Raw genomic sequence first — 18,999 nt, forward strand, 5'->3', positions numbered from 1 at the left:
TGGATATTTTATCCATATCCGCCCACGAGGTCCGCCCATGCAATTGCCTGACTATTCAGATGTCGTCGCCGCCGCCCAACGCCTGCAAGGCTTTGCCCATCAAACGCCGGTGTTTACCTCACGCACCCTCGACGCTGAAACCGGTGCCCAGGTATTCATCAAGTGTGAAAACCTGCAACGCGCTGGCTCGTTCAAGTTTCGCGGTGCGTTTAATGCCCTGTCGCAGTTTGACGCACACCAGCGCAAGGCCGGGGTGGTGGCGTTCTCTTCCGGCAACCATGCTCAGGGTATTGCGCTGGCCGCCCAATTGCTCGGCATGCCGGCGACCATCGTGATGCCCACCGACGCGCCGGCCGCCAAAGTGGCCGCGACCCGAGAATATGGCGCCAGCGTGGTGCTGTATGACCGCTTCACCGAAGACCGTGAGCAGATAGGCCGCACCCTGGCAGTTGAACACGGCATGACATTGATCCCACCGTATGACCATCCACACATCCTTGCCGGCCAAGGCACGGCCGCCAAGGAACTGCTGGAATTCACCGGTCCTCTGGACGCCCTGTTCGTCGGCCTGGGCGGTGGCGGCATGCTCTCGGGCACCGCGTTGTCGACCCGTGCGCTGGCACCCGATTGCCAACTGTTTGGCGTTGAGCCCGAAGCAGGCAATGACGGCCAGCGTTCATTCCAGACCGGCAGCATCGTGCACATCGACACCCCGGCGACCATCGCCGACGGTGCGCAAACCCAACACCTGGGCAACTACACCTTCCCGATCATCCGCGACAAGGTGACCGACATCCTCACCGTCTCCGACGCGCAATTGGTGGCCTCGATGAAGTTCTTTATGCAACGCATGAAAATGGTGGTCGAACCCACCGGCTGCCTGGGCCTGGCGGCGTTGCGCCAGCTGGGCGAGCGGTTCAAGGGCCAGCGCGTGGGCATTATCGTCACTGGTGGCAATGTCGACATCGCGCGCTACGCCGCGTTGCTCAGCGAGGCGTCATGAACATCATCCACACCGAGGCCGCCTCGGCGCCCGCCGGGCATTACTCCCAGGCCGTCAGCCACGGCGACACGCTGTATATCTCCGGGCAATTACCGGTGAGCCCGCAGGGGCGCCACAACCTTGAAGCATCGTTTGCCGAACAGGCCCAGTTGGCGCTGGCTAACCTGCTGGCCATCTTGAAAGCCGCCGGCGGCTCGCCCCAGGATCTGGTGAAGGTCACGGTGTATGTGGCCGGGGTTCAGCATTGGCCGCAATTCGACCGCATTTACGCCGCCGCGCTGGGCGAGCACCGCCCTGCCCGTGCGGTGGTGCCGGTGCCCGAGTTGCACCACGGTTATCTGGTGGAGATTGAAGCTGTGGCGCGCTACTTGGCGTAGGTGTAGACCGCCGCCCGTGAAACGCCCAGGTGCGCGGCCACGGTCTCCATGGCCCGGCGAATGTCCATGCAGCCCGAGTCCTTGAGCTCTTGCAGCAACAGCCGTCGATCCGCCGCCTTGAGCGCGCGCGGGGTGGTGGCCAGGCGTGCGGCGAACTGGTCGATGCGGGTGCGAATCACATCGGCGCCGGACGGCTCCAGGGATTCGATAAGGGTGTCGCCAGTGACCGAGCCAAATTGCTCAAGCATGCCCTGCAGGCCACGAAACAATGAGAGATCGACGTTCATGCACAAGGCCGCGACGTACTTGCCACTGGTGTCCTTGATGCCGATCGAGGTGCTTTTGACCTGGCGCCCATCGCTGAATTGGTTGCGGTAGTTGGCAATGATCTGCGGGTAGTCGGGGTCGGCAATCCGCGCCAGGCCCAACTCGGTGGTCGGGTCGCCCGGCGAGCGCCCGGAGAGGTTGTTATGGATCGCCAGGATCGCCTGCTGCGGATCGCGCAAATCGTGCAGCACGACCTCACAGAACGGGCTGAAGGTTTTGCTCAAGCCTTCGGCAATCTGTTCGAGCTGGCTGATCAGGGTGGTTTCTTCGGGAGAGGTCTTTTTCATGCAAGACAACATATCCAGTCCTGGACAGGCCGTCAATTTGGCCGCTGTCCGCCCTTGTGGAGCGTTAACCATGGACACCCCGGCAGCATTGCTAGACAGCGTGAAAATGCAGCGCAACATCCAGCGCATGCAACAGCGTGCCGACAGCCTGGGTGTGCATTTGCGCCCCCATGTCAAAACCCACAAGTGCGCCGAAGTGGTGGCCGCGCAGATAGCGGCCGGTGCCCGTGGCATCACCGTATCGACGCTCAAGGAAGCCGAATATTTCTTTGAGCTGGGCATCCAGGACATCCTCTACGCCGTCGCCATGGCCCCGCACAAACTGCCCCAGGCCCTGGCGCTGCGCCGCCGGGGTTGCGCGCTGACGCTGATCACCGACAGCCTCGCCGGCGCCCGGGCCATCGTCGATTTCGGCGCCGCGCAGGGTGAAACCTTTGCCGTGATGATCGAGATTGATTGCGACGGCCACCGTTCCGGGGTCAAGCCGCAGGACGCGTTATTGCTCGACATCGCCCAACTGCTCGGTGACAGCCTCGTCGGCGTATTGACCCACGCAGGGGAAAGCTACGGCCTGGATACGCCTGAAGCGTTACAGGCCATCGCCGAACAGGAACGCGCACGCTGCGTTGAAGCGGCGCAACGTATCCGTGCCGCCGGGATGGCCTGCGATCAGGTCAGTGTCGGCTCCACGCCTACCGCATTGTCAGCCGTGAGCCTTGAAGGCGTGACCGAACTGCGCGCGGGTGTGTATGCGTTTTTTGACCTGGTGATGCACAACATCGGCGTATGCCGCACCGAGGAACTGGCCTTGAGCGTGCTGACCACAGTGATCGGCCATCAAGCGGAAAAAGGCTGGATCATCACCGATGCCGGCTGGATGGCCATGAGCCGGGATCGCGGCACGCAAGCGCAAAAACGCGACTTTGGTTATGGCCAGGTGTGCAATGAGCACGGGGAGTTGATCGACGGCTTGTTGTTGAGCAGCGCCAACCAGGAACATGGCGTGGCGCGGTTCGAAGCGGGCGGCGTGGATGTGGTGACGCAATTTCCGCTCGGTACGCGCCTGCGTATTCTGCCCAATCATGCGTGCGCCACGGGGGCGCAGTTCGGCAACTATAACGCCGTGTTGCACAACGGTGAAGTGCAGGTCTGGGAGCGGCTGCGTGGTTGGTAGCTCCCCGCTACAGCGCGAGCTCCATCTTGATAATCTCGATGGACACCGGGCTGTTGCCCCGACTGAAGGTGCCCTCGCCGACCTTGCGAAACCCGAAGGCGGCATAGAAGTTTTCGGCGTTGAGGGTCGCTTCCAGACAGGCCTTGGCATGGCCGGCGTTCTTGATGCGCTGCAAGGCCTCATTGAGCAGGCGCGCACCAATGCCCTGCCCGGCGGCATCGCCGCGCACAAACAGTTTGCTGATTTCATGGCCGTCGATTTCGATAAAACCCTGCAGCCTGTCGGTGTGTGCCAGCCACAGGTTGCCGGCAGCAATGGCCTCGCGGTAGGTGGCGGGTGAGCGGCCGTTGAGCCACATGGCGATCTGCTCGGGGCCGTAGTCGCCCGTGCAGAGGTTTTCGACGGAATGCTTATGCACCTCGAAGATGCTTTGCGCGTCGTCCAGCAGGGCGGATCGGATCAGTACGTTTTTCATTCCCTTGAAATTCCACCGGCAGCCAATGAACCCAGGTTTTATAGCTCAACCGGCGATGTGCCGCGACCCAAGACCGCACATCTTGTGCGTTGACCTGTTTTGTTACACACCATATAGTGTGCCCACAAACACAAATCACCACTACATAGTGTGCAGTATCGGTATTTACCGACCACACTCTGCGCAGTATTTCAATGCCTTGAAGCCTGCAAAAACCTATTTTTCGAGTACCAGGAAGGAGAATTTCAATGTTGAGTTGGGATGAAGTCGACAACGAAGACACCGGTGCAGCGGTGATCAAAGGCGCCAACGCCGGCCACGCCAGCGAAGCCAACATGGACCGCCTTGACGGTGCCGGCGCCGCTGCTGCTCTGGAAGCGCGCAACGTGACCGCCAACGACTCGGCCGCGATCATCCGCGCCAAGGCCGCCCTGGACAAACTCGACGTCGCCGAAGGCCTCGCCGAGCTGGAAGGCTCCGCCGCCCGCGTCGCCGTTGACGAAAAGCGCATGATCAACTGCCGCGCCGACCTCAACCAACTCGTGCCCTTCAAGTACGACTGGGCCTGGCAGAAGTACCTCGACGGCTGCGCCAACCACTGGATGCCGCAAGAGGTCAACATGACCGCCGACATCGCCCTGTGGAAAAACCCCGAAGGCCTCACCGACGACGAACGCCGCATCGTCATGCGCAACCTCGGCTTCTTCTCCACCGCCGACTCCCTGGTTGCCAACAACCTGGTCCTGGCCGTGTACCGCCTGATCACCAACCCGGAGTGCCGCCAGTACATCCTGCGCCAGGCCTTCGAAGAAGCGATCCACACCCACGCCTACCAGTACTGCATCGAATCCCTGGCCATGGATGAAGGCGAGATCTTCAACATGTACCACGAGATTCCATCGGTCGCCAAAAAGGCAGCCTGGGGCCTCAAATACACCCGCTCGATCTCCGATCCGAAGTTCGAAACCGGCACCGTCGAAACCGACAAAGAGCTGCTGCGCAACCTGGTCGCCTACTACTGCGTCCTGGAAGGCATCTTCTTCTACTGCGGCTTCACCCAGATCCTGTCCATGGGCCGTCGCAACAAAATGACCGGCGTGGCAGAACAGTTCCAGTACATCCTGCGCGACGAGTCGATGCACCTGAACTTCGGTATCGATGTGATCAACCAGATCAAAATCGAAAACCCGCACTTGTGGGATGCTGAAATGAAGGAAGAAGCGACCCAGATGATTCTGCAGGGGACGCAGCTGGAGATTGAGTACGCGCGCGATACCATGCCGCGTGGGGTGTTGGGGATGAATGCGGCGATGATGGAGGATTACCTTAAGTTCATCGCTAACCGTCGCCTGTCGCAGATCGGCCTGAAAGAAGAGTACCCAGGGACGACTAACCCGTTCCCGTGGATGAGCGAGATCATGGACTTGAAGAAAGAGAAAAACTTCTTCGAAACCCGCGTGATCGAGTACCAGACTGGCGGCGCGCTGAGCTGGGATTAAAAATGTAGGAGCGGGCTTGCCCGCGATGGCGGCGGGTCAGTTAAGCATATATTGGCTGACACTCAGCTATCGCGGGCAAGCCCGCTCCCACATGGGTTAGCGGTATTTTTTAGACTTGCGTACAAACTTTATGCCCAACCAAACCATCAAAACGCCCTGCGTCGGCCTGTGCTCCACCGTTTACGGCGACCTGGTCTGCCGGGGCTGCAAGCGTTATCACCATGAAGTCATCCAGTGGAATGGCTACAACGCCGACGAAAAGCAGGCGGTGTGGCTGCGCCTGGAGCAGTTGCTGGTGCAGGTGATGGCCAGCAAGTTGGAAGTGTTTGACCCCAAGCTTTTGCGCCAGCAACTTGAAACCCGCAAAATTCGCTTTATGCCACACCAGTCGCCGTACTGCTGGGCGTACCAGTTGATTGCCCGGGGCGCGCGGGTGATTTCCAAGCTGGACGCGTATGGGCTGGCGTTGCTGCCGGAGTTTCGCGAGCGTCACCTGGCGGATTTGCGTGATGCGATTGACCGCGAGTTTTTCCTGCTGTCCGAGGCGCATTACGAACGCTATATCGCGCCGGGCTTTTTGAAAGAAGCCTTTGGGCCAGCACTGATCGCCACCTTCTAGACTTGCCGTCAGCTATGGACAGGCAGCGCTAACCCGAACAGCACAAAAAAACCACCGCAGACTTTATTGAATCGGCGTCCGGTTCGGGCTAACCAGGGCCTGACCCGATGTGCTGCGCTGGCCACCAGATATTCAACAACAAACTCCACCACGGCGTAAGTCAGCGCAATAGCGGCCGTCTGCGCGATGAGGCTTCGGTGTGGGTCCAGAAAAGGTGGAATGAAGGCGGTGAACAGCAGCAGCGCCTTGGGGTTTGAAATCGCCGATACCAGCCCTTGGCGAAACAGCGACCAGCTTCGCAGGCTGGTCGTAACGGCTGCCTCAAGACTCACAGGCGCCGAGCGCCACAACCCAAACCCCAGCCAGATCAGGTACAGCCCGCCAACCACCTTCAGTGCCGTGAACCAGGTGGCAGACGCCTGGATCAGTGCCCCCAAGCCTAAAGCGCAAAACGACAACACCACGGCAAAACCGAGCACGCCGCCCGAAATCGTGAAGAGTGTTTTGCGACGCCCGTGAATGGCGCCATGGGTCAGCACTAATAACGCATTGGGCCCTGGCACTATAGCGATGCCGCAGCAGGTAACCAGGTAGAGCAACCAGGTGTCGAATGGCATGGTCAAATCCAGCAGGCAGGGGTTGAGGCGAGGATTTTGCGAGTGAACAAACCTCTTGAAAAGCGCATAATTTACGTCACAGCCATTCGATTAACGAATAGGGGTCACCTGGATGCCTGCCAGCAATTTGCAGATCGATTGGCTCAAATGCTTTGTCGCCGTGGTGGATGCCGGCTCGCTCTCTGGTGCGGCCCATGAGGTCAACCGCTCGCAGTCCGCCGTCAGCATGCAAATGAAAAAACTGGAGACAGCGCTGGGGCGGCAGTTGTTGAGCCGTGGCCCGCGTCACCTTCAACTGACGGCGGACGGTCAGTTACTGCTGGGCTACGCCCGGCGCCTGCTCGCACTGCACGCCGAGACCCAAGCGGCCTTTCACGGTGAAGAATTGACCGGACGCATCCGCCTTGGCGTTGCGGAAGACTACGCGGCGATGTATCTCACGCCGGTGCTCAAGCGTTTTTTGCCGCGCTATTCGGGTGTGGAAATAGAACTGACTTGCGAACAGTCGGCCGCACTCATCCCGCGTGTGCGCAGCGGCGACCTTGATCTTGCACTCGTGTCGCGTGACGCCCCTCAAAGCGGCACTTTTCTGTTCAAGGAACCCATGGTATGGGTCGGTTCGCCCCAGTTCGAACTGTGGAGGCGCGATCCGCTACCTATCGCCGTCTACGAAAGTGCAAGCCTGGCCAGACGTTATGCGGTGAACTCACTGAGCCAAAAGGGACGTGAATTCAAGGTGGTTTACAACAGCTCCAGCCTTGCCGGCCAACTAGCCGCCGTTGAAGGTGGGCTGGCGATTGCCGCAATCACCCAATGTACCGTGCAGGCATCGCTTCAGGTTCTGGGCAGCGAGCACGGCTTGGGCAGGATTGAACCCATGGAGGTTTCAATCCTGCGAAGCCGGGCCTCGCGCGGGTCTGAAGCGGTTGATAGCCTGCATGCATTCATCATCAGCTCACTGAGGCAGCAGGCTTAACAGGGGTTCAAGAGGTCCAGGAAGGCTCGCGCTCCGCCTGTACGCCATACCGCTCGATCGCCTGCTGACAAACCTCGGGTTCCAGACGGCCCTGCTCCACCAACGCCGTCAGCGCCGCCAGCACAATGTGATAGCGATCCACCTCAAAGAAATCACGCAACGCTGCCCGAGTATCGCTACGCCCAAAGCCGTCGGTGCCCAACACCGTGTAGCTGCTGTCCAGATACGAAGCGATCATCTGCGGCACCGCCCGTACATAGTCGGACACCGCAATCACCGGTACACCTTTAGGCAAACATGCATTCACATGACTGGAGCGCTTCATATCCTGAGGATGCAACCGATTCCAGCGCTCCACCTGTCGCGCATCCCGTGCCAGCTCGCTGAAACTGGTCACGCTGAACACCTCGCTCGCCACCTGCCAATCCTCCTCCAGTAACTGCGCGGCCGCCTGGGCCTCACGTACCAGCGTGCCCGAGCCGAGCAGGCGCACCTTGGCATCCGCAGCACCTTGCAACCGATACATGCCCTTGATAATCGCCGCCTCCACGCCCGCTGGCAGCGTCGGTTGCGGGTAGTTTTCGTTCATCAGGGTCACGTAGTAGAACTCGTCCACATCGTGCTCCAGCATCTGACGCATACCGTGGTCGAGGATCACCGCGAACTCGCCGGCAAACGCCGGGTCGTAGGCGCGGCAGTTGGGCACCGTCGCGGCTGCCAAATGGCTGCTGCCGTCCTGATGCTGCAGGCCTTCGCCGCCCAGGGTGGTGCGCCCGGCGGTGGCGCCGAGCAGGAAACCACGGGCGCGCTGGTCGGCGGCAGCCCAGATCAGGTCGCCGACGCGCTGGAAGCCGAACATCGAGTAATAGATATAGAACGGCAACATGCGCAGCCCATGCACCGAATAACTGGTGGCGGCCGCCACCCAGGAGCTGATGGCGCTGGCCTCACTGATGCCTTCTTCGAGAATTTGCCCGTCGGTGGCCTCGCGGTAGCTGAGGATCGAGCCAATGTCTTCCGGTTCGTAACGTTGCCCAACACTGGAATAGATGCCGATCTGCTTGAACAGGTTGGCCATGCCGAAGGTGCGTGCTTCATCCGCAACGATTGGCACGATGCGCGGGCCGAGAGCCTTGTCCTTGAGCAGGTTGGTGAGCATGCGCACAAACGCCATGGTGGTGGACATCTCCTTACCCTCGGCTGCCGTAGCGAAACCGGCGTAACCCGCCACCGGCGGCACGCTGACGGGTGCGGCCAGCGGGCTGCGGCTTGGCACATAACCGCCGAGTTTGTGCCGACGTTGATGCAGGTAACGCAGTTCAACGCTGTCCTCGGCGGGTTTGAAAAAACTTAAGGATTCGGTCTGCGCATCCGTGAGCGGCAACTGGAAGCGATTGCGAAAAGCGAGCAGCGCGTCGCGATCGAGCTTCTTCTGCTGGTGCGTGGTCATCTTGCCCTGCCCGGCTTCGCCCATGCCGAAGCCCTTTTTGGTCTGGGCCAGGATCACCGTGGGCTGGCCTTTTACCCGGCGCGCGGCATGGTAGGCAGCGTGGATCTTGACCATATCGTGGCCACCGCGCTTGAGGCGGTCGATTTGCTCGTCGCTCATGCCCGCCACCAGGGCCGCCAGCGACGCGCTTTGGCCGAAGAAGTGCTCGCGGTTATAGGCGCCGTCTTTGGCGGCAAAGGTCTGGAATTGCCCGTCGACGGTGTTCGACAAGGTTTCCACCAGTGAACCGTCAGTGTCCTTGGCCAGCAAGGCGTCCCAGTCCGAGCCCCACACCAGCTTGATCACGTTCCAGCCGGCACCGGCAAACAAGGCTTCGAGTTCGTCGATGATGCGCCCGTTGCCGCGCACCGGCCCGTCGAGGCGCTGCAGGTTGCAGTTAACCACCCAGGTCAGGTTGTCCAGGCCTTCGCGGGCAGCCAGGGTCAGGGCCGACATGCTTTCCGGCTCGTCCATTTCGCCATCGCCGAACACACCCCAGACGTGCCGGTCGGTGGTGTCCAGCAAGCCGCGATGTTGCAGATAGCGCATGAAGCGCGCCTGGAAAATCGAGCTGATCGGGCCGATGCCCATGGAGCCGGTGGGAAACTGCCAGAAGTCCGGCATCAGCCACGGGTGCGGGTAGCTGGAAAGGCCGCGTGCGCCGGCTTTTGGCCCGCCGATTTCCTGGCGGTAGTGCGCCAGGTCGTTTTCCGTCAGGCGCCCTTCCAGATAAGCACGGGCATATATACCCGGTGCCGAATGCGGCTGGTAGAACACCAGATCGCCACCGAAGGTGTCGCTGCGCGCCCGGAAGAAGTGATTGAAGCCGACTTCGAACAAGTCCGCCGCACTGGCATAACTGGCGATATGGCCACCGAGTTCGCCATACGCCTGGTTGGCGCGCACCACCATGGCCAAGGCGTTCCAGCGCACCAGCGAGGCGATGCGTTCTTCGGTGGCCAGGTCACCGGGAAACGCCGGTTGCTGCTCAACACTGATGCTGTTGATATAGGGCGTGCCGTGGCGCGGTTTCCAGTCGATGGGCGCAGCGCTGCCTTCGCGGGCCAGCAGGTCGAGGATCTGGCGCGCCCGTTCTGGCCCGGCATTGGCCACCAGCGAGGCCAGGGCGTCGCGCCACTCATCCAGTTCTTGCGGGTCTTGGGCTGTGTGATTGACTGCACTCGCGAAACCGTTCATGGGCACCTCCGGGCTTTTTTTCCAGTTTATGTCGGTGCCTGAGGATTTTTTGCCTGTTATCAAGCGCAGGCTCAAGCATTTTGAGCATGAATCACTGCCAATCATCTTTTTTGCAGCACGTTGTGCTCAAACACGACGAAGCACCGCAACTGTGTTTAAAATGCCGCCCGCTCAACGACTGACGCTCAACGATGAACCCAGACGCACTCGCTACCCTGCACGCCCATTTGCTCACCGCCCTGGCTAACCCGCCGAGTGAAACCCGGCGCCTGTTCCACGGCCGTGGCCGCTGCTGGCCGGGCCTGGAGCAACTGACGGTGGACTGGTTGCAGGGCGTGCTGCTGGTCTCGTTGTTCAAGGAACCCGAGCCTGCGCAGCTCGAAGCCCTTAAACAACTGCTGCAAACGCAGTTCAGCGCTTACACCGTTGCCCTGCAACACCGCTACCTGCCGCAAAGCACCACCGAATGGCTCTCGGGCGAGGCCGTTGACGAGCTGACCATTACCGAAGGCGGCCTGCGTTACCTGATCGACCTGGGTAAAAAACAGAACAGCGGCCTGTTCCTCGACATGCGCTACGGCCGCAACTGGGTGCGCGAACAGGCCAAGGGCCAGCGCGTGCTCAACCTGTTCGCCTACACCTGTGGTTTCTCGGTGGCCGCCATCGAAGGCGGCGCCGACCATGTCGTAAACCTGGACATGGCCCGTGGCGCCTTGAGTCGCGGGCGCGACAACCATCGCCTCAATGGTCATGACCTGAGTAACGTCAGCTTCCTGGGCCACGACCTGTTCAAATCGTGGGCCAAGGTGACGAACAGCGGCCCTTACGATCTGGTGATCATCGACCCGCCGTCGTTCCAGAAAGGCAGCTTTCTGCTGACCAAAGACTACCAACGCGTGCTGCGCCGCCTGCCGGATTTGCTCACAGCCCACGGCACGGTGTTGGCCTGCATGAACGACCCGGCCTTCGGTGAAGACTTCCTGATTGACGGCGTAACCCGCGAAGCACCGGGCCTGCGCTTTGTGCAGCGATTGGAAAACCCGCCGGAATTTCCCGATGTCGACCCGCAAAGCGGTTTGAAGGCATTGGTGTTCCGTCAGGGTTGATGCCGAAACGTCTGACCCTTGCTACGCTAAGTGATACACCGGGGCGGTGAACCTTATTCCCTCCTTCCCGGTCGATACCTGCATTCCCTGGTCAGACTCGACGGCGTTACGTCGTCGGCTGCCCTGTTTCATCTTTTGGAGAGCCGCCCGTGATATCGACCCTGCATGTAGCCAGACTCAAAGCCTGGGGCGCCCACGGCTTTACCGCCACCGGCGTGGTGCTGGCGTTCCTGGCCACCCTGGCATTGCTGGAAAACTCACCCAAGGCCTGCCTGCTGTGGCTGGGCCTGGCGCTGGTGGTCGATGGCGTCGATGGCTCGCTGGCGCGACGGGTGAATGTCAGCACGGTACTGCCCAGCTTTGATGGCTCGGTGCTGGACCTGGTGATTGACTACCTGACCTATGTGTTTATTCCGGCGTTGTTTATCTACCGCTATATCGACCTGCCGGACTTTACCCACCTGTTTACCGTGTCGGTGATCCTGGTGTCGTCGCTGTTCTGCTTCTGCAATGTGAACATGAAGAGCAAGGACAACTATTTTGTCGGCTTTCCCGCGGCCTGGAATGTGGTGGCCTTGTGCGTTTACATCATCCAGCCGGACGCCTGGGTGACCCTGGCCACAGTGATCGGCCTGGCGCTGCTGACCGTGACACCGATGAAGTTTCTGCACCCCTTCCGGGTCAAGCGCTTTATGCCGATCAACATCGCCGTGACCACCATCTGGTTGCTGTGCAGCTTTTTGATGGTGGTGGATTACCCCAATACCAACCCATGGACGTTCGGGTTGTGGTCGGTGATGTCGGCGTATTTTCTGGGGATTTGTGTGTGGCGCACGGCGTTGGAGTGGCTGGACAAACGTCACAGCTGAAGATCCAGAGCAGACGCAGAGCGTCAGAGGCGGCATTCCCACGCAGAGCGTGGGAACGATCACAGTCAGGCGGGCACGATTTAAAGGTGGGAGCTGGCTTGCCTGCGATGGCGTCGGGTCAGTTACAGCAGTTGGGCCTGCCCTGCCGCTATCGCAGGCAAGCCAGCTCCCACATTTGGATCGCGTAGAACAACAAGATCCAAGTAAGATACCGGTCTTTGGCGCAGCCCTTTTCTGCGCCCTGCCAATAATAAGCCCTGCCCATGCCCTTCGAACTCAGCGTTGACCTGACCACCCTCGCCATTCTTGCCTGCGTGGCCTTTATTGCCGGCTTTATCGACGCCATCGCCGGCGGCGGCGGGCTGCTCACCACGCCGGCCCTGCTTACCGCCGGCATGCCACCGCACCTGGTGCTGGGCACCAACAAGCTCAGCTCGACCTTCGGCTCCGCCACCGCCAGCTTCACCTTCTACCGGCGCAAGCTGTTCCACCCGCGCCAATGGGTACACGCCATTGTCGGCACGCTGGTCGGCGCATTGGCGGGTGCCGTGGTCGCCCACTACCTGCCCGCCGAAACCCTGAACAAAATGCTCCCGGTGATCGTGTTCGCCTGTGGTGTGTATTTGCTGTTTGGCGGCACGCCCAAGGCGCCGCTGGACGCCGATGCACCGATCAAGAAGAAATGGCAATCGACCCAAGGCTTCGGCCTGGGCTTCTACGACGGCGTGGCCGGCCCCGGCACCGGCGCGTTCTGGACGGTGAGCACGATGCTGCTGCACCCTATCGACCTGGTCAAAGCCAGCGGCGTGGCGCGCAGCATGAACTTCGTCAGCAACGCAGCGGCGCTGTCGGTGTTTATCTTCAATGGCTCGGTGGACTGGATCGTCGGCCTGGCGATGGGCTTCTCGGTAATGTGTGGCGCGTTCTTTGGCGCACGCAGCGCAATCAGCGGCGGCGCCAAATTCATTCGCCCGGTGTTTATCACCGTGGTCCTCGGCCTGACGGTGCGCCTAGCCTGGCAACACTGGTTCAGCGTGGCCTAAACGGCGCGCCAGGTAGAGGTCGATCAGGTAACGCGCGATCGAACGTGACGCCGGCAACGGCGGCAAGTCGTGAATGTTGAACCACTGCGCGTCTTCGATCTCATCAGCCTGGGGCACGATGTCACCCCCGGCGTACTCGGCATGGAAGCCCAGCATCATCGAGTGCGGGAACGGCCAGCACTGGCTGCCCATGTACTGGATGTTCTTGACCTCCACCTGCACTTCTTCGCGCACTTCACGGATCAGGCAGTCTTCGGCCGACTCCCCCGGCTCGGCGAACCCCGCCAGCGTGCTGTACACACCCGTGACAAAACGCGGCGACCGCGCCAGCAGAATCTCGTCGCCACGGGTCACCAGCACAATCATGCTCGGCGAAATGCGTGGGTAGCTGCGCAGGTCGCAGGCCTGGCAATACATCGCACGTTCGCGCGGCACCTGCACCATGGCCTGGCCGCAACTGCCACAGAACCGATGCTCCCGCGCCCAGGTGCCGATCTGCGCGGCGTAGCCCAGCACTTTGTACAGGGTGTGGTCGCCCTGCAACATAAAGCCGCGCAAACCCTGCCAACTGCAACCTGGCACCTCGGCCGCCGCGTTCAGCTCCAGCAAGTAAACAGGCTCACCGTCAAGATGGCCGATGCCGTGTTCGGCGAACACCGACAGGTCCTGGCGCTTGAGCCATTCACGCGGGAACAGCGGCCCGTTGGTGTCATGCAAAAAGCCCTCGCGGCTGCGGGCGACGGCCCAGCCGCCAGGGGCGTCGTTGTCCAGCAGCGTTGTGGTAATCCAGCCTGGGGTCATGTCAGTCAATCCACGAATTCGGGTTTCTGCTTACTCATATGGGCCGCGATGGCCACGCGCAGGTCGTTGGATTGCAACATAGCCGAGTTCCAGGTGGCAACGTATTCCAGACCATCATTGACCGTATGGTCACGCATATAACTGATCATGGCTTTGGTGCCGGCCACGGCAATCGGTGATTTGCTCGCGATTTCATGGGCGATTTCCATTACACCGGCCAACAGGCTGTCCTGATCGGGATACACACGATTGACCAGGCCAATGCTGCGCGCTTCTTCTGCGCCGAACGGGCGACCGGTGTAGGCCAGTTCACGCAACATGCCGTCGCCAATGATGCGTGGCAGCCGTTGCAGGGTGCCGACGTCGGCGGCCATGCCGATGTCGATTTCCTTGATCGAGAACTGCGCGCCTTCGGCGGCGTAGCGCATGTCACAGGCGCTGATCAGGTCAATGGCGCCACCAATGCAGTAACCCTGGATCGCCGCCAGCACCGGCTTGCGGCAGGTGTCGACGGCATTGAACGAGGCTTGCAGCTCGAGGATCTTGCGCCGCAGCAAGCGTGCATTGCGGCCCACGTCCTTGCCGAAGCTATTGGCCACCGAGGCCATCATCATCAAGTCGATACCGGAGGAGAAATGCTTGCCGGCGCCGCTGAGCACCACGGCGCGCACGGCGTCGGTGTCTTCGACCCATTGGAAGATGTCGATGATTTCGGTCCAGAACGCCGCGTTCATCGCGTTGATTTTTTCCGGGCGGTTGATCTGCACATGGGCAACGTTGCCGGTGAGTTCGACGATGAAAGCTTGGTATTCGGACATGGCAGTGATCCCTGACTGGCGAGTAATAAGGCTCGAACTATAACAAGGGAGCATGACGGCGCATCGGCCAAAAACGGGACTGGCAAAAGTAATGAAATGTTGTGGGCGCGGGGTTTATGACCTGCCGATACATTTCACCCAGGCACCGCACTTTATCGGCTATACACTCAGGGCCATTGCCTGGAGCCCGCTATGCCGTCCACCTTTCGTTCATCATTGATTCTGGCCCTGGTGGTCGTGCTGACCGGCATTGGCGCCGGGCTGGGCGGGATGTTGCTGGCGTTGCTGCTGCACGGCATCCAGCACCTGGCCTACGGTTACAGCCTCGACAGCCTGGTCAGCCACGAAACCTTTTTGTGGGGCGTCACCGCTGCCGCGCCGGAGCGGCGCCTGCTGGTGCTGGTGGTGTGCGGCCTGGTCGCCGGGCTGGGCTGGTGGACGATTTATCGCTATGGTCGCCCGCTGGTGAGCATCAAACAGGCCGTGTCTGAAAAGATGCCGATCATGCCGCCCAAGACCACCCTCGCCCACGCCGTGCTGCAGATCATCACCGTGGCGCTTGGCTCGCCATTGGGCCGTGAAGTGGCGCCGCGTGAAGTCGGCGCGCTGGCCGCGACCTGGCTGTCACAACGCGCGCGCCTGGAACCGCACATGCACCGTTTGATCGTGGCCTGCGGTGCCGGTGCCGGGTTGGCGGCGGTGTATAACGTGCCCTTGGGCGGCGCTGTCTTTGTGCTGGAAGTGCTGGTGGGCGCCTTCAGCTGGCCGGCGGCGGTGATTGCGCTGGCGACCTCGGCGATTGGCGCTTCGGTGGCGTGGATCGGGCTGGGTGCGGAATCGCAATATGCAGTGCCGCACTTTGTGCTCAGCCCGGCGCTGATCGCCTGGGCGGTAGTGTGCGGGCCGGTGTTTGGCGTGGCCGCTTATGGGTTCAGCCGTTTTACCGGCGCCGCCAGGGCCAACGCCGCGCGCGGCTGGCGCCTGCCAGTCATGTCGCTGATCAACTTCACCATTATCGGCGGGCTGGCGATGCTGCTGCCGCAGATACTGGGCAATGGCAAAGGCCCGGCGCAACTGGGCTTCGACAATGAGCTGACGATAGGCCTGGCCGCCATCCTGCTGCTGGTCAAGGTGCTGATCACTGCGAGCAGCCTGCGCGCGGGCGCCGAGGGTGGCCTGCTGACGCCGGGCCTGGCCAATGGCGCGCTGCTGGCGATTCTGCTCGGCGGTGCCTGGAGCCTGGTGTGGCCCGGGGTGCCGCTCGGCGCGTTTGCGATTATCGGCGCGGCGGCGTTTTTGGCCTCCAGCATGAGCATGCCGCTGACCGCGATTGTGCTGGTGGCCGAATTTACGCGCATCGAGCATGACTTTCTGGTGCCGATCATTCTGGCGGTGGTGGGTTCGATGTGCGTGAGCAAGCTGTGTCAGCGCTGGGAAATAAGTGGAAAAAAGCCCGCCCAAGCGCCATCCTCTGCGCTTTAAGCCGCCCACTTCGCGGCGCTCGACGTTTAAAGGATATGCCCATGCTCGCCCAACCCCTCACCCCTGCCGATTTCGACTTCATCGACGAAACGCTGTTGAAATACGGCGACGATCATTCGGTGCTGAACCTGGCTGAACTCGACGGCTACTTCACCGCGCTGGTCTCCAGCCCGGCACAGGTGGACGTGGGTGAGTGGTTCCCGGCGATCTGGGGTGGGCAGAACCCGGAGTGGGAAAACGTCGAAGAAGCCCAGCGCTTCCTCGAGCTGTGCGTGCACCATATGAATATGCTGGCGGCGCAATTGGCCACCAATGCGCAAGGCTTCAAGGCGCGCTTCGATGACACCGAGCACCAAGGTCAAACCGTCACGCTTGCCGAGGAATGGTGCTTTGGTTATATCCGTGGCGCCGCGATTGGCAACTGGCCAGAACTGCCGGCCGAACAGGCGGCGCTGCTGGAGAAGATTTCCTGGTGCGCCGAGCAGGACAACTTCGAACTACCGGCCGACCTGGATGTAAACGCCCACCAGCAGCGGGTTCGAGCCATCGAACCCGCCGCGCGGGCGCTGCATGACTACTGGTTGGCCCAGCGGTAACAGCGCTTATTTGAAGTCCAGGTCAAACGCCTGGTAGAACGCGTTGCCGGTGTTGGCCACGATCCACATCAACACCACCACATGCCGGCCTTTCTTGCCCTTGGGCAGCGTGACCTGGTGTTCGACCTTGGCCTTCATTTCATCGGCGTGCTGGTAGTACGGCACCTGGGTGTAGAAGTCTTCGAAAAACGGCTTGGCCTCAAGTTGCGCACGGCTGATGCGTTGCTTGGGGTCCCAGCCATCCTTGGTGATCAGCCAGCGATAACCACGGGTGACGTGGGCGGCGGTGTACTCCCACTGCACCTTGAACACCTGGCCAGCCTCGACATTCAGCAACGGCCAAGTGAAGGGGCTATTGAGCTTTTTGCTCATCTCCTCGTCGGTGAAGTTGATGCAATCGCGGTCGTCGGTTTTGCCGCCGCTCAAGATATGCCCGTCGCCAGGCGGTGTGACGCTTTGATCATCGGTTTCATAAGGTGCCGGGAATGGCCCGGCGGCGAGCGATGGGAAGTTTTTACCGCCTTCCATCTCGTTGACTTGCCAGTTGCCGAGCAGCCCACGCTCCACCGCCACTGAACCACGGCTGGCCGGGGTCACCACGCGACCGTGACGAAGTTGGGTCTGGGGTTTGTTCATTTCATTCACTCCTTGATTGAATGTGCCCCGTCATGGGGCACGCCTTGAACTTACCTTGGCGGGCTTTATTGTCCAGTCGCCACTTCTCTCGGAAAGATCTCACGTCGCCCTCGTTTCGCTAAGTGAGCGCCGTTGTCCTGCATCAGATTTGCTGCTTGTCCTACGCCCGCAGGAGTAGTTCGACTACAGGAGCAGTCCATTCCCCGGACAAGTCGGCGACCGCCTCGAAATACGCGCCCTACCACGATCCCTGCTCGACAAGGGTGGCGTGTTTAGCTGATTATTCGGGTCCGCCCGTCGGCCACTCCCTACCGCCTTGCCTTGATCAGGAGCCTTGTACCTTGAGTTCGCAGAAAACCGTGACCGTTACACCGCCCAATTTCGCCCTGAACGGCAAGGTCGCGCCCCCCGGCTCCAAATCCATTACCAACCGCGCCCTGCTGCTGGCCGCCCTGGCCAAGGGCACCAGCCGCTTGAGCGGCGCACTGAAAAGCGATGACACCCGCCACATGTCGGTGGCCTTGCGCCAAATGGGCGTGAGCATCGATGAACCGGACGACACCACCTTCGTTGTGACCGGCTCCGGCAAGTTGCAATTGCCGTCGCAGCCGCTGTTCCTCGGCAATGCCGGCACCGCGATGCGTTTTCTGACTGCCGCCGTGGCGACCGTCGAGGGCACCGTGGTGCTCGACGGCGACGACTACATGCAAAAACGTCCGATCGGCCCGCTGCTGGCCACCCTCGGCCAGAACGGCATCCGCGTCGACAGCCCGACCGGCTGCCCGCCGGTGACCGTACACGGCGTGGGCAAGGTGCAGGCCAAGCGTTTTGAGATTGATGGCGGCTTGTCCAGCCAGTACGTGTCAGCCCTGTTGATGCTCGCCGCCTGCGGCCAGGCGCCGATTGAAGTGGCGTTGACCGGCAAGGACATCGGCGCCCGTGGCTACGTCGACCTGACCCTGGACTGCATGCGTGCGTTCGGTGCGCAGGTCGAGGTGGTCGACGACACCACCTGGCGCGTAGCCCCCACCGGCTACAGCGCCCATGACTACCTGATCGAACCCGACGCCTCCGCCGCCACTTACCTGTGGGCTGCCGAAGTGTTGACCGGCGGGCGCATCGACATCGGCGTGGCCGCGCAGCACTTCACCCAGCCGGACGCCAAGGCCCAGGCCGTGATCGCGCAGTTCCCGAACATGCAAGCCACGGTAGTCGGCTCGCAGATGCAGGACGCAATCCCGACCCTGGCCGTGCTGGCTGCGTTCAACAACACCCCGGTGCGCTTCACTGAACTGGCCAACCTGCGCGTCAAGGAATGTGACCGTGTACAGGCGCTGCACGACGGCCTCAACGAGATTCGTCCAGGCTTGGCGACCATCGAGGGCGACGACCTGCTGGTGGCCAGCGACCCGGCGCTGGCCGGCACCTCTTGCAATGCGCTGATCGACACCCACGCCGACCATCGCATCGCGATGTGTTTTGCCCTGGCCGGGCTGAAGGTGGCGGGAATCCGCATTCAAGACCCGGACTGCGTGGCCAAGACCTACCCTGAATACTGGAAGGCCTTGGGCAGCCTTGGGGTAACGCTCAGCTACTGAGCCAGCACGT

19 protein-coding genes are annotated in these 18,999 nt (G+C 61.3%); 12 read left to right on the top strand and 7 right to left on the bottom strand.

Annotation, left to right across the window (positions count from 1 at the left end):
* Positions 1-37: 37 nt before the first annotated feature.
* Positions 38-1,003 carry a threo-3-hydroxy-L-aspartate ammonia-lyase gene (locus HBO23_RS13180; protein WP_017135457.1) on the top strand — a complete coding sequence of 322 codons (966 nt, stop codon included), beginning with the start codon at positions 38-40 and terminating at the stop codon, positions 1,001-1,003.
* Positions 1,000-1,380: a RidA family protein gene (locus HBO23_RS13185; protein WP_017135456.1), complete on the top strand. Its 381-nt coding sequence runs from the start codon at positions 1,000-1,002 to the stop codon at positions 1,378-1,380. Before HBO23_RS13180 ends, HBO23_RS13185 begins: the two co-directional genes overlap by 4 nt.
* Here the strand turns inward: HBO23_RS13185 and HBO23_RS13190 are convergent.
* Complete coding sequence (locus HBO23_RS13190) at positions 1,368-1,994, bottom strand: PAS domain-containing protein (protein WP_017135455.1); 627 nt, start codon at positions 1,992-1,994, stop codon at positions 1,368-1,370. The two genes, HBO23_RS13185 and HBO23_RS13190, sit on opposite strands and share 13 nt — an antisense overlap.
* Positions 1,995-2,064: 70 nt before the next feature.
* Between HBO23_RS13190 and HBO23_RS13195 the strand changes: the two genes are divergently transcribed.
* On the top strand, positions 2,065-3,168 hold the full coding sequence (locus tag HBO23_RS13195; RefSeq protein WP_170038390.1) for a DSD1 family PLP-dependent enzyme: 1,104 nt from the start codon (positions 2,065-2,067) through the stop codon (positions 3,166-3,168).
* Between the two features lie 7 nt (positions 3,169-3,175).
* Here HBO23_RS13195 and HBO23_RS13200 read toward each other — a convergent pair whose 3' ends face one another.
* Positions 3,176-3,643 (bottom strand): GNAT family N-acetyltransferase, encoded by a 468-nt coding sequence (locus tag HBO23_RS13200; RefSeq protein ID WP_017138438.1) that lies wholly within the window; start codon positions 3,641-3,643, stop codon positions 3,176-3,178.
* A gap of 248 nt (positions 3,644-3,891) precedes the next feature.
* On the opposite strand from HBO23_RS13200, the gene HBO23_RS13205 reads away from it, so the two are divergent.
* Positions 3,892-5,142, top strand: coding sequence for a ribonucleotide-diphosphate reductase subunit beta (locus tag HBO23_RS13205; RefSeq protein ID WP_005788524.1), 1,251 nt, complete (start codon positions 3,892-3,894; stop codon positions 5,140-5,142).
* A 130-nt stretch (positions 5,143-5,272) separates the two neighbouring features.
* Complete coding sequence (locus HBO23_RS13210; RefSeq protein ID WP_170038392.1) at positions 5,273-5,761, top strand: DUF1289 domain-containing protein; 489 nt, start codon at positions 5,273-5,275, stop codon at positions 5,759-5,761.
* Between the two features lie 8 nt (positions 5,762-5,769).
* Here HBO23_RS13210 and HBO23_RS13215 read toward each other — a convergent pair whose 3' ends face one another.
* The gene (locus HBO23_RS13215; RefSeq protein WP_099548301.1) at positions 5,770-6,378 is read right to left on the bottom strand and encodes a LysE family translocator; all 609 of its coding nucleotides are present in this window, start codon (positions 6,376-6,378) and stop codon (positions 5,770-5,772) included.
* A 112-nt stretch (positions 6,379-6,490) separates the two neighbouring features.
* Here HBO23_RS13215 and HBO23_RS13220 point away from each other — a divergent pair, with 112 nt between their 5' ends.
* A complete protein-coding gene (locus tag HBO23_RS13220; RefSeq protein WP_169988493.1) occupies positions 6,491-7,354 on the top strand; it encodes a LysR family transcriptional regulator in 864 nt (287 codons plus the stop codon).
* Positions 7,355-7,361: 7 nt separating this feature from the next.
* Here HBO23_RS13220 and mdeB read toward each other — a convergent pair whose 3' ends face one another.
* Complete coding sequence (gene mdeB, locus HBO23_RS13225) at positions 7,362-10,040, bottom strand: alpha-ketoglutarate dehydrogenase (protein ID WP_169988494.1); 2,679 nt, start codon at positions 10,038-10,040, stop codon at positions 7,362-7,364.
* A gap of 191 nt (positions 10,041-10,231) precedes the next feature.
* On the opposite strand from mdeB, the gene HBO23_RS13230 reads away from it, so the two are divergent.
* From HBO23_RS13230 to HBO23_RS13240, 3 genes are all read left to right on the top strand, one after another.
* A complete protein-coding gene (locus tag HBO23_RS13230; protein ID WP_017134683.1) occupies positions 10,232-11,146 on the top strand; it encodes a class I SAM-dependent methyltransferase in 915 nt (304 codons plus the stop codon).
* 149 nt (positions 11,147-11,295) lie between these two features.
* Positions 11,296-12,015 (top strand): phosphatidylcholine synthase, encoded by a 720-nt coding sequence (gene pcsA, locus HBO23_RS13235; RefSeq protein ID WP_017134682.1) that lies wholly within the window; start codon positions 11,296-11,298, stop codon positions 12,013-12,015.
* 263 nt (positions 12,016-12,278) lie between these two features.
* A complete protein-coding gene (locus HBO23_RS13240; protein ID WP_017139107.1) occupies positions 12,279-13,058 on the top strand; it encodes a TSUP family transporter in 780 nt (259 codons plus the stop codon).
* Here the strand turns inward: HBO23_RS13240 and nudC are convergent.
* Together nudC and HBO23_RS13250 are read right to left on the bottom strand one after the other, a co-directional pair.
* Positions 13,026-13,859 carry an NAD(+) diphosphatase gene (gene nudC / locus HBO23_RS13245; RefSeq protein WP_017139108.1) on the bottom strand — a complete coding sequence of 278 codons (834 nt, stop codon included), beginning with the start codon at positions 13,857-13,859 and terminating at the stop codon, positions 13,026-13,028. The genes HBO23_RS13240 and nudC overlap by 33 nt on opposite strands.
* Positions 13,860-13,864: 5 nt before the next feature.
* Positions 13,865-14,677, bottom strand: coding sequence for a crotonase/enoyl-CoA hydratase family protein (locus HBO23_RS13250; RefSeq protein ID WP_017139109.1), 813 nt, complete (start codon positions 14,675-14,677; stop codon positions 13,865-13,867).
* Between the two features lie 192 nt (positions 14,678-14,869).
* Here HBO23_RS13250 and HBO23_RS13255 point away from each other — a divergent pair, with 192 nt between their 5' ends.
* Positions 14,870-16,159, top strand: a complete 1,290-nt coding sequence (locus HBO23_RS13255; protein ID WP_138453595.1) for a chloride channel protein — start codon at positions 14,870-14,872, stop codon at positions 16,157-16,159.
* Between the two features lie 41 nt (positions 16,160-16,200).
* Positions 16,201-16,755 carry a UPF0149 family protein gene (locus tag HBO23_RS13260; protein WP_170038394.1) on the top strand — a complete coding sequence of 185 codons (555 nt, stop codon included), beginning with the start codon at positions 16,201-16,203 and terminating at the stop codon, positions 16,753-16,755.
* Positions 16,756-16,761: 6 nt separating this feature from the next.
* On the opposite strand, the gene HBO23_RS13265 is transcribed toward HBO23_RS13260, so the two are convergent.
* Positions 16,762-17,391 carry a lytic polysaccharide monooxygenase auxiliary activity family 9 protein gene (locus HBO23_RS13265; RefSeq protein ID WP_138450233.1) on the bottom strand — a complete coding sequence of 210 codons (630 nt, stop codon included), beginning with the start codon at positions 17,389-17,391 and terminating at the stop codon, positions 16,762-16,764.
* A gap of 341 nt (positions 17,392-17,732) precedes the next feature.
* On the opposite strand from HBO23_RS13265, the gene HBO23_RS13270 reads away from it, so the two are divergent.
* Complete coding sequence (locus HBO23_RS13270) at positions 17,733-18,989, top strand: 3-phosphoshikimate 1-carboxyvinyltransferase (protein ID WP_017139113.1); 1,257 nt, start codon at positions 17,733-17,735, stop codon at positions 18,987-18,989.
* The last annotated feature ends 10 nt before the right edge of the window (positions 18,990-18,999 follow it).

It is taken from the genome of Pseudomonas sp. WS 5532 (genome assembly GCF_012985445.1).
Classification (GTDB): Bacteria; Pseudomonadota; Gammaproteobacteria; order Pseudomonadales; family Pseudomonadaceae; genus Aquipseudomonas; species Aquipseudomonas edaphica.

What these genes read in the sequence shown, in the direction of transcription:
- HBO23_RS13180 (WP_017135457.1), top strand. Translation starts at nt 38, where the DNA reads ATGCAATTGCCTGACTATTCAGATGTCGTCGCCGCCGCCCAACGCCTG.
- HBO23_RS13185 (WP_017135456.1), top strand. Translation starts at nt 1,000, where the DNA reads ATGAACATCATCCACACCGAGGCCGCCTCGGCGCCCGCCGGGCATTAC.
- HBO23_RS13190 (WP_017135455.1), bottom strand. Translation starts at nt 1,994, where the DNA reads ATGAAAAAGACCTCTCCCGAAGAAACCACCCTGATCAGCCAGCTCGAA.
- HBO23_RS13195 (WP_170038390.1), top strand. Translation starts at nt 2,065, where the DNA reads ATGGACACCCCGGCAGCATTGCTAGACAGCGTGAAAATGCAGCGCAAC.
- HBO23_RS13200 (WP_017138438.1), bottom strand. Translation starts at nt 3,643, where the DNA reads ATGAAAAACGTACTGATCCGATCCGCCCTGCTGGACGACGCGCAAAGC.
- HBO23_RS13205 (WP_005788524.1), top strand. Translation starts at nt 3,892, where the DNA reads ATGTTGAGTTGGGATGAAGTCGACAACGAAGACACCGGTGCAGCGGTG.
- HBO23_RS13210 (WP_170038392.1), top strand. Translation starts at nt 5,273, where the DNA reads ATGCCCAACCAAACCATCAAAACGCCCTGCGTCGGCCTGTGCTCCACC.
- HBO23_RS13215 (WP_099548301.1), bottom strand. Translation starts at nt 6,378, where the DNA reads ATGCCATTCGACACCTGGTTGCTCTACCTGGTTACCTGCTGCGGCATC.
- HBO23_RS13220 (WP_169988493.1), top strand. Translation starts at nt 6,491, where the DNA reads ATGCCTGCCAGCAATTTGCAGATCGATTGGCTCAAATGCTTTGTCGCC.
- mdeB (WP_169988494.1), bottom strand. Translation starts at nt 10,040, where the DNA reads ATGAACGGTTTCGCGAGTGCAGTCAATCACACAGCCCAAGACCCGCAA.
- HBO23_RS13230 (WP_017134683.1), top strand. Translation starts at nt 10,232, where the DNA reads ATGAACCCAGACGCACTCGCTACCCTGCACGCCCATTTGCTCACCGCC.
- HBO23_RS13240 (WP_017139107.1), top strand. Translation starts at nt 12,279, where the DNA reads ATGCCCTTCGAACTCAGCGTTGACCTGACCACCCTCGCCATTCTTGCC.
- nudC (WP_017139108.1), bottom strand. Translation starts at nt 13,859, where the DNA reads ATGACCCCAGGCTGGATTACCACAACGCTGCTGGACAACGACGCCCCT.
- HBO23_RS13250 (WP_017139109.1), bottom strand. Translation starts at nt 14,677, where the DNA reads ATGTCCGAATACCAAGCTTTCATCGTCGAACTCACCGGCAACGTTGCC.
- HBO23_RS13255 (WP_138453595.1), top strand. Translation starts at nt 14,870, where the DNA reads ATGCCGTCCACCTTTCGTTCATCATTGATTCTGGCCCTGGTGGTCGTG.
- HBO23_RS13260 (WP_170038394.1), top strand. Translation starts at nt 16,201, where the DNA reads ATGCTCGCCCAACCCCTCACCCCTGCCGATTTCGACTTCATCGACGAA.
- HBO23_RS13265 (WP_138450233.1), bottom strand. Translation starts at nt 17,391, where the DNA reads ATGAACAAACCCCAGACCCAACTTCGTCACGGTCGCGTGGTGACCCCG.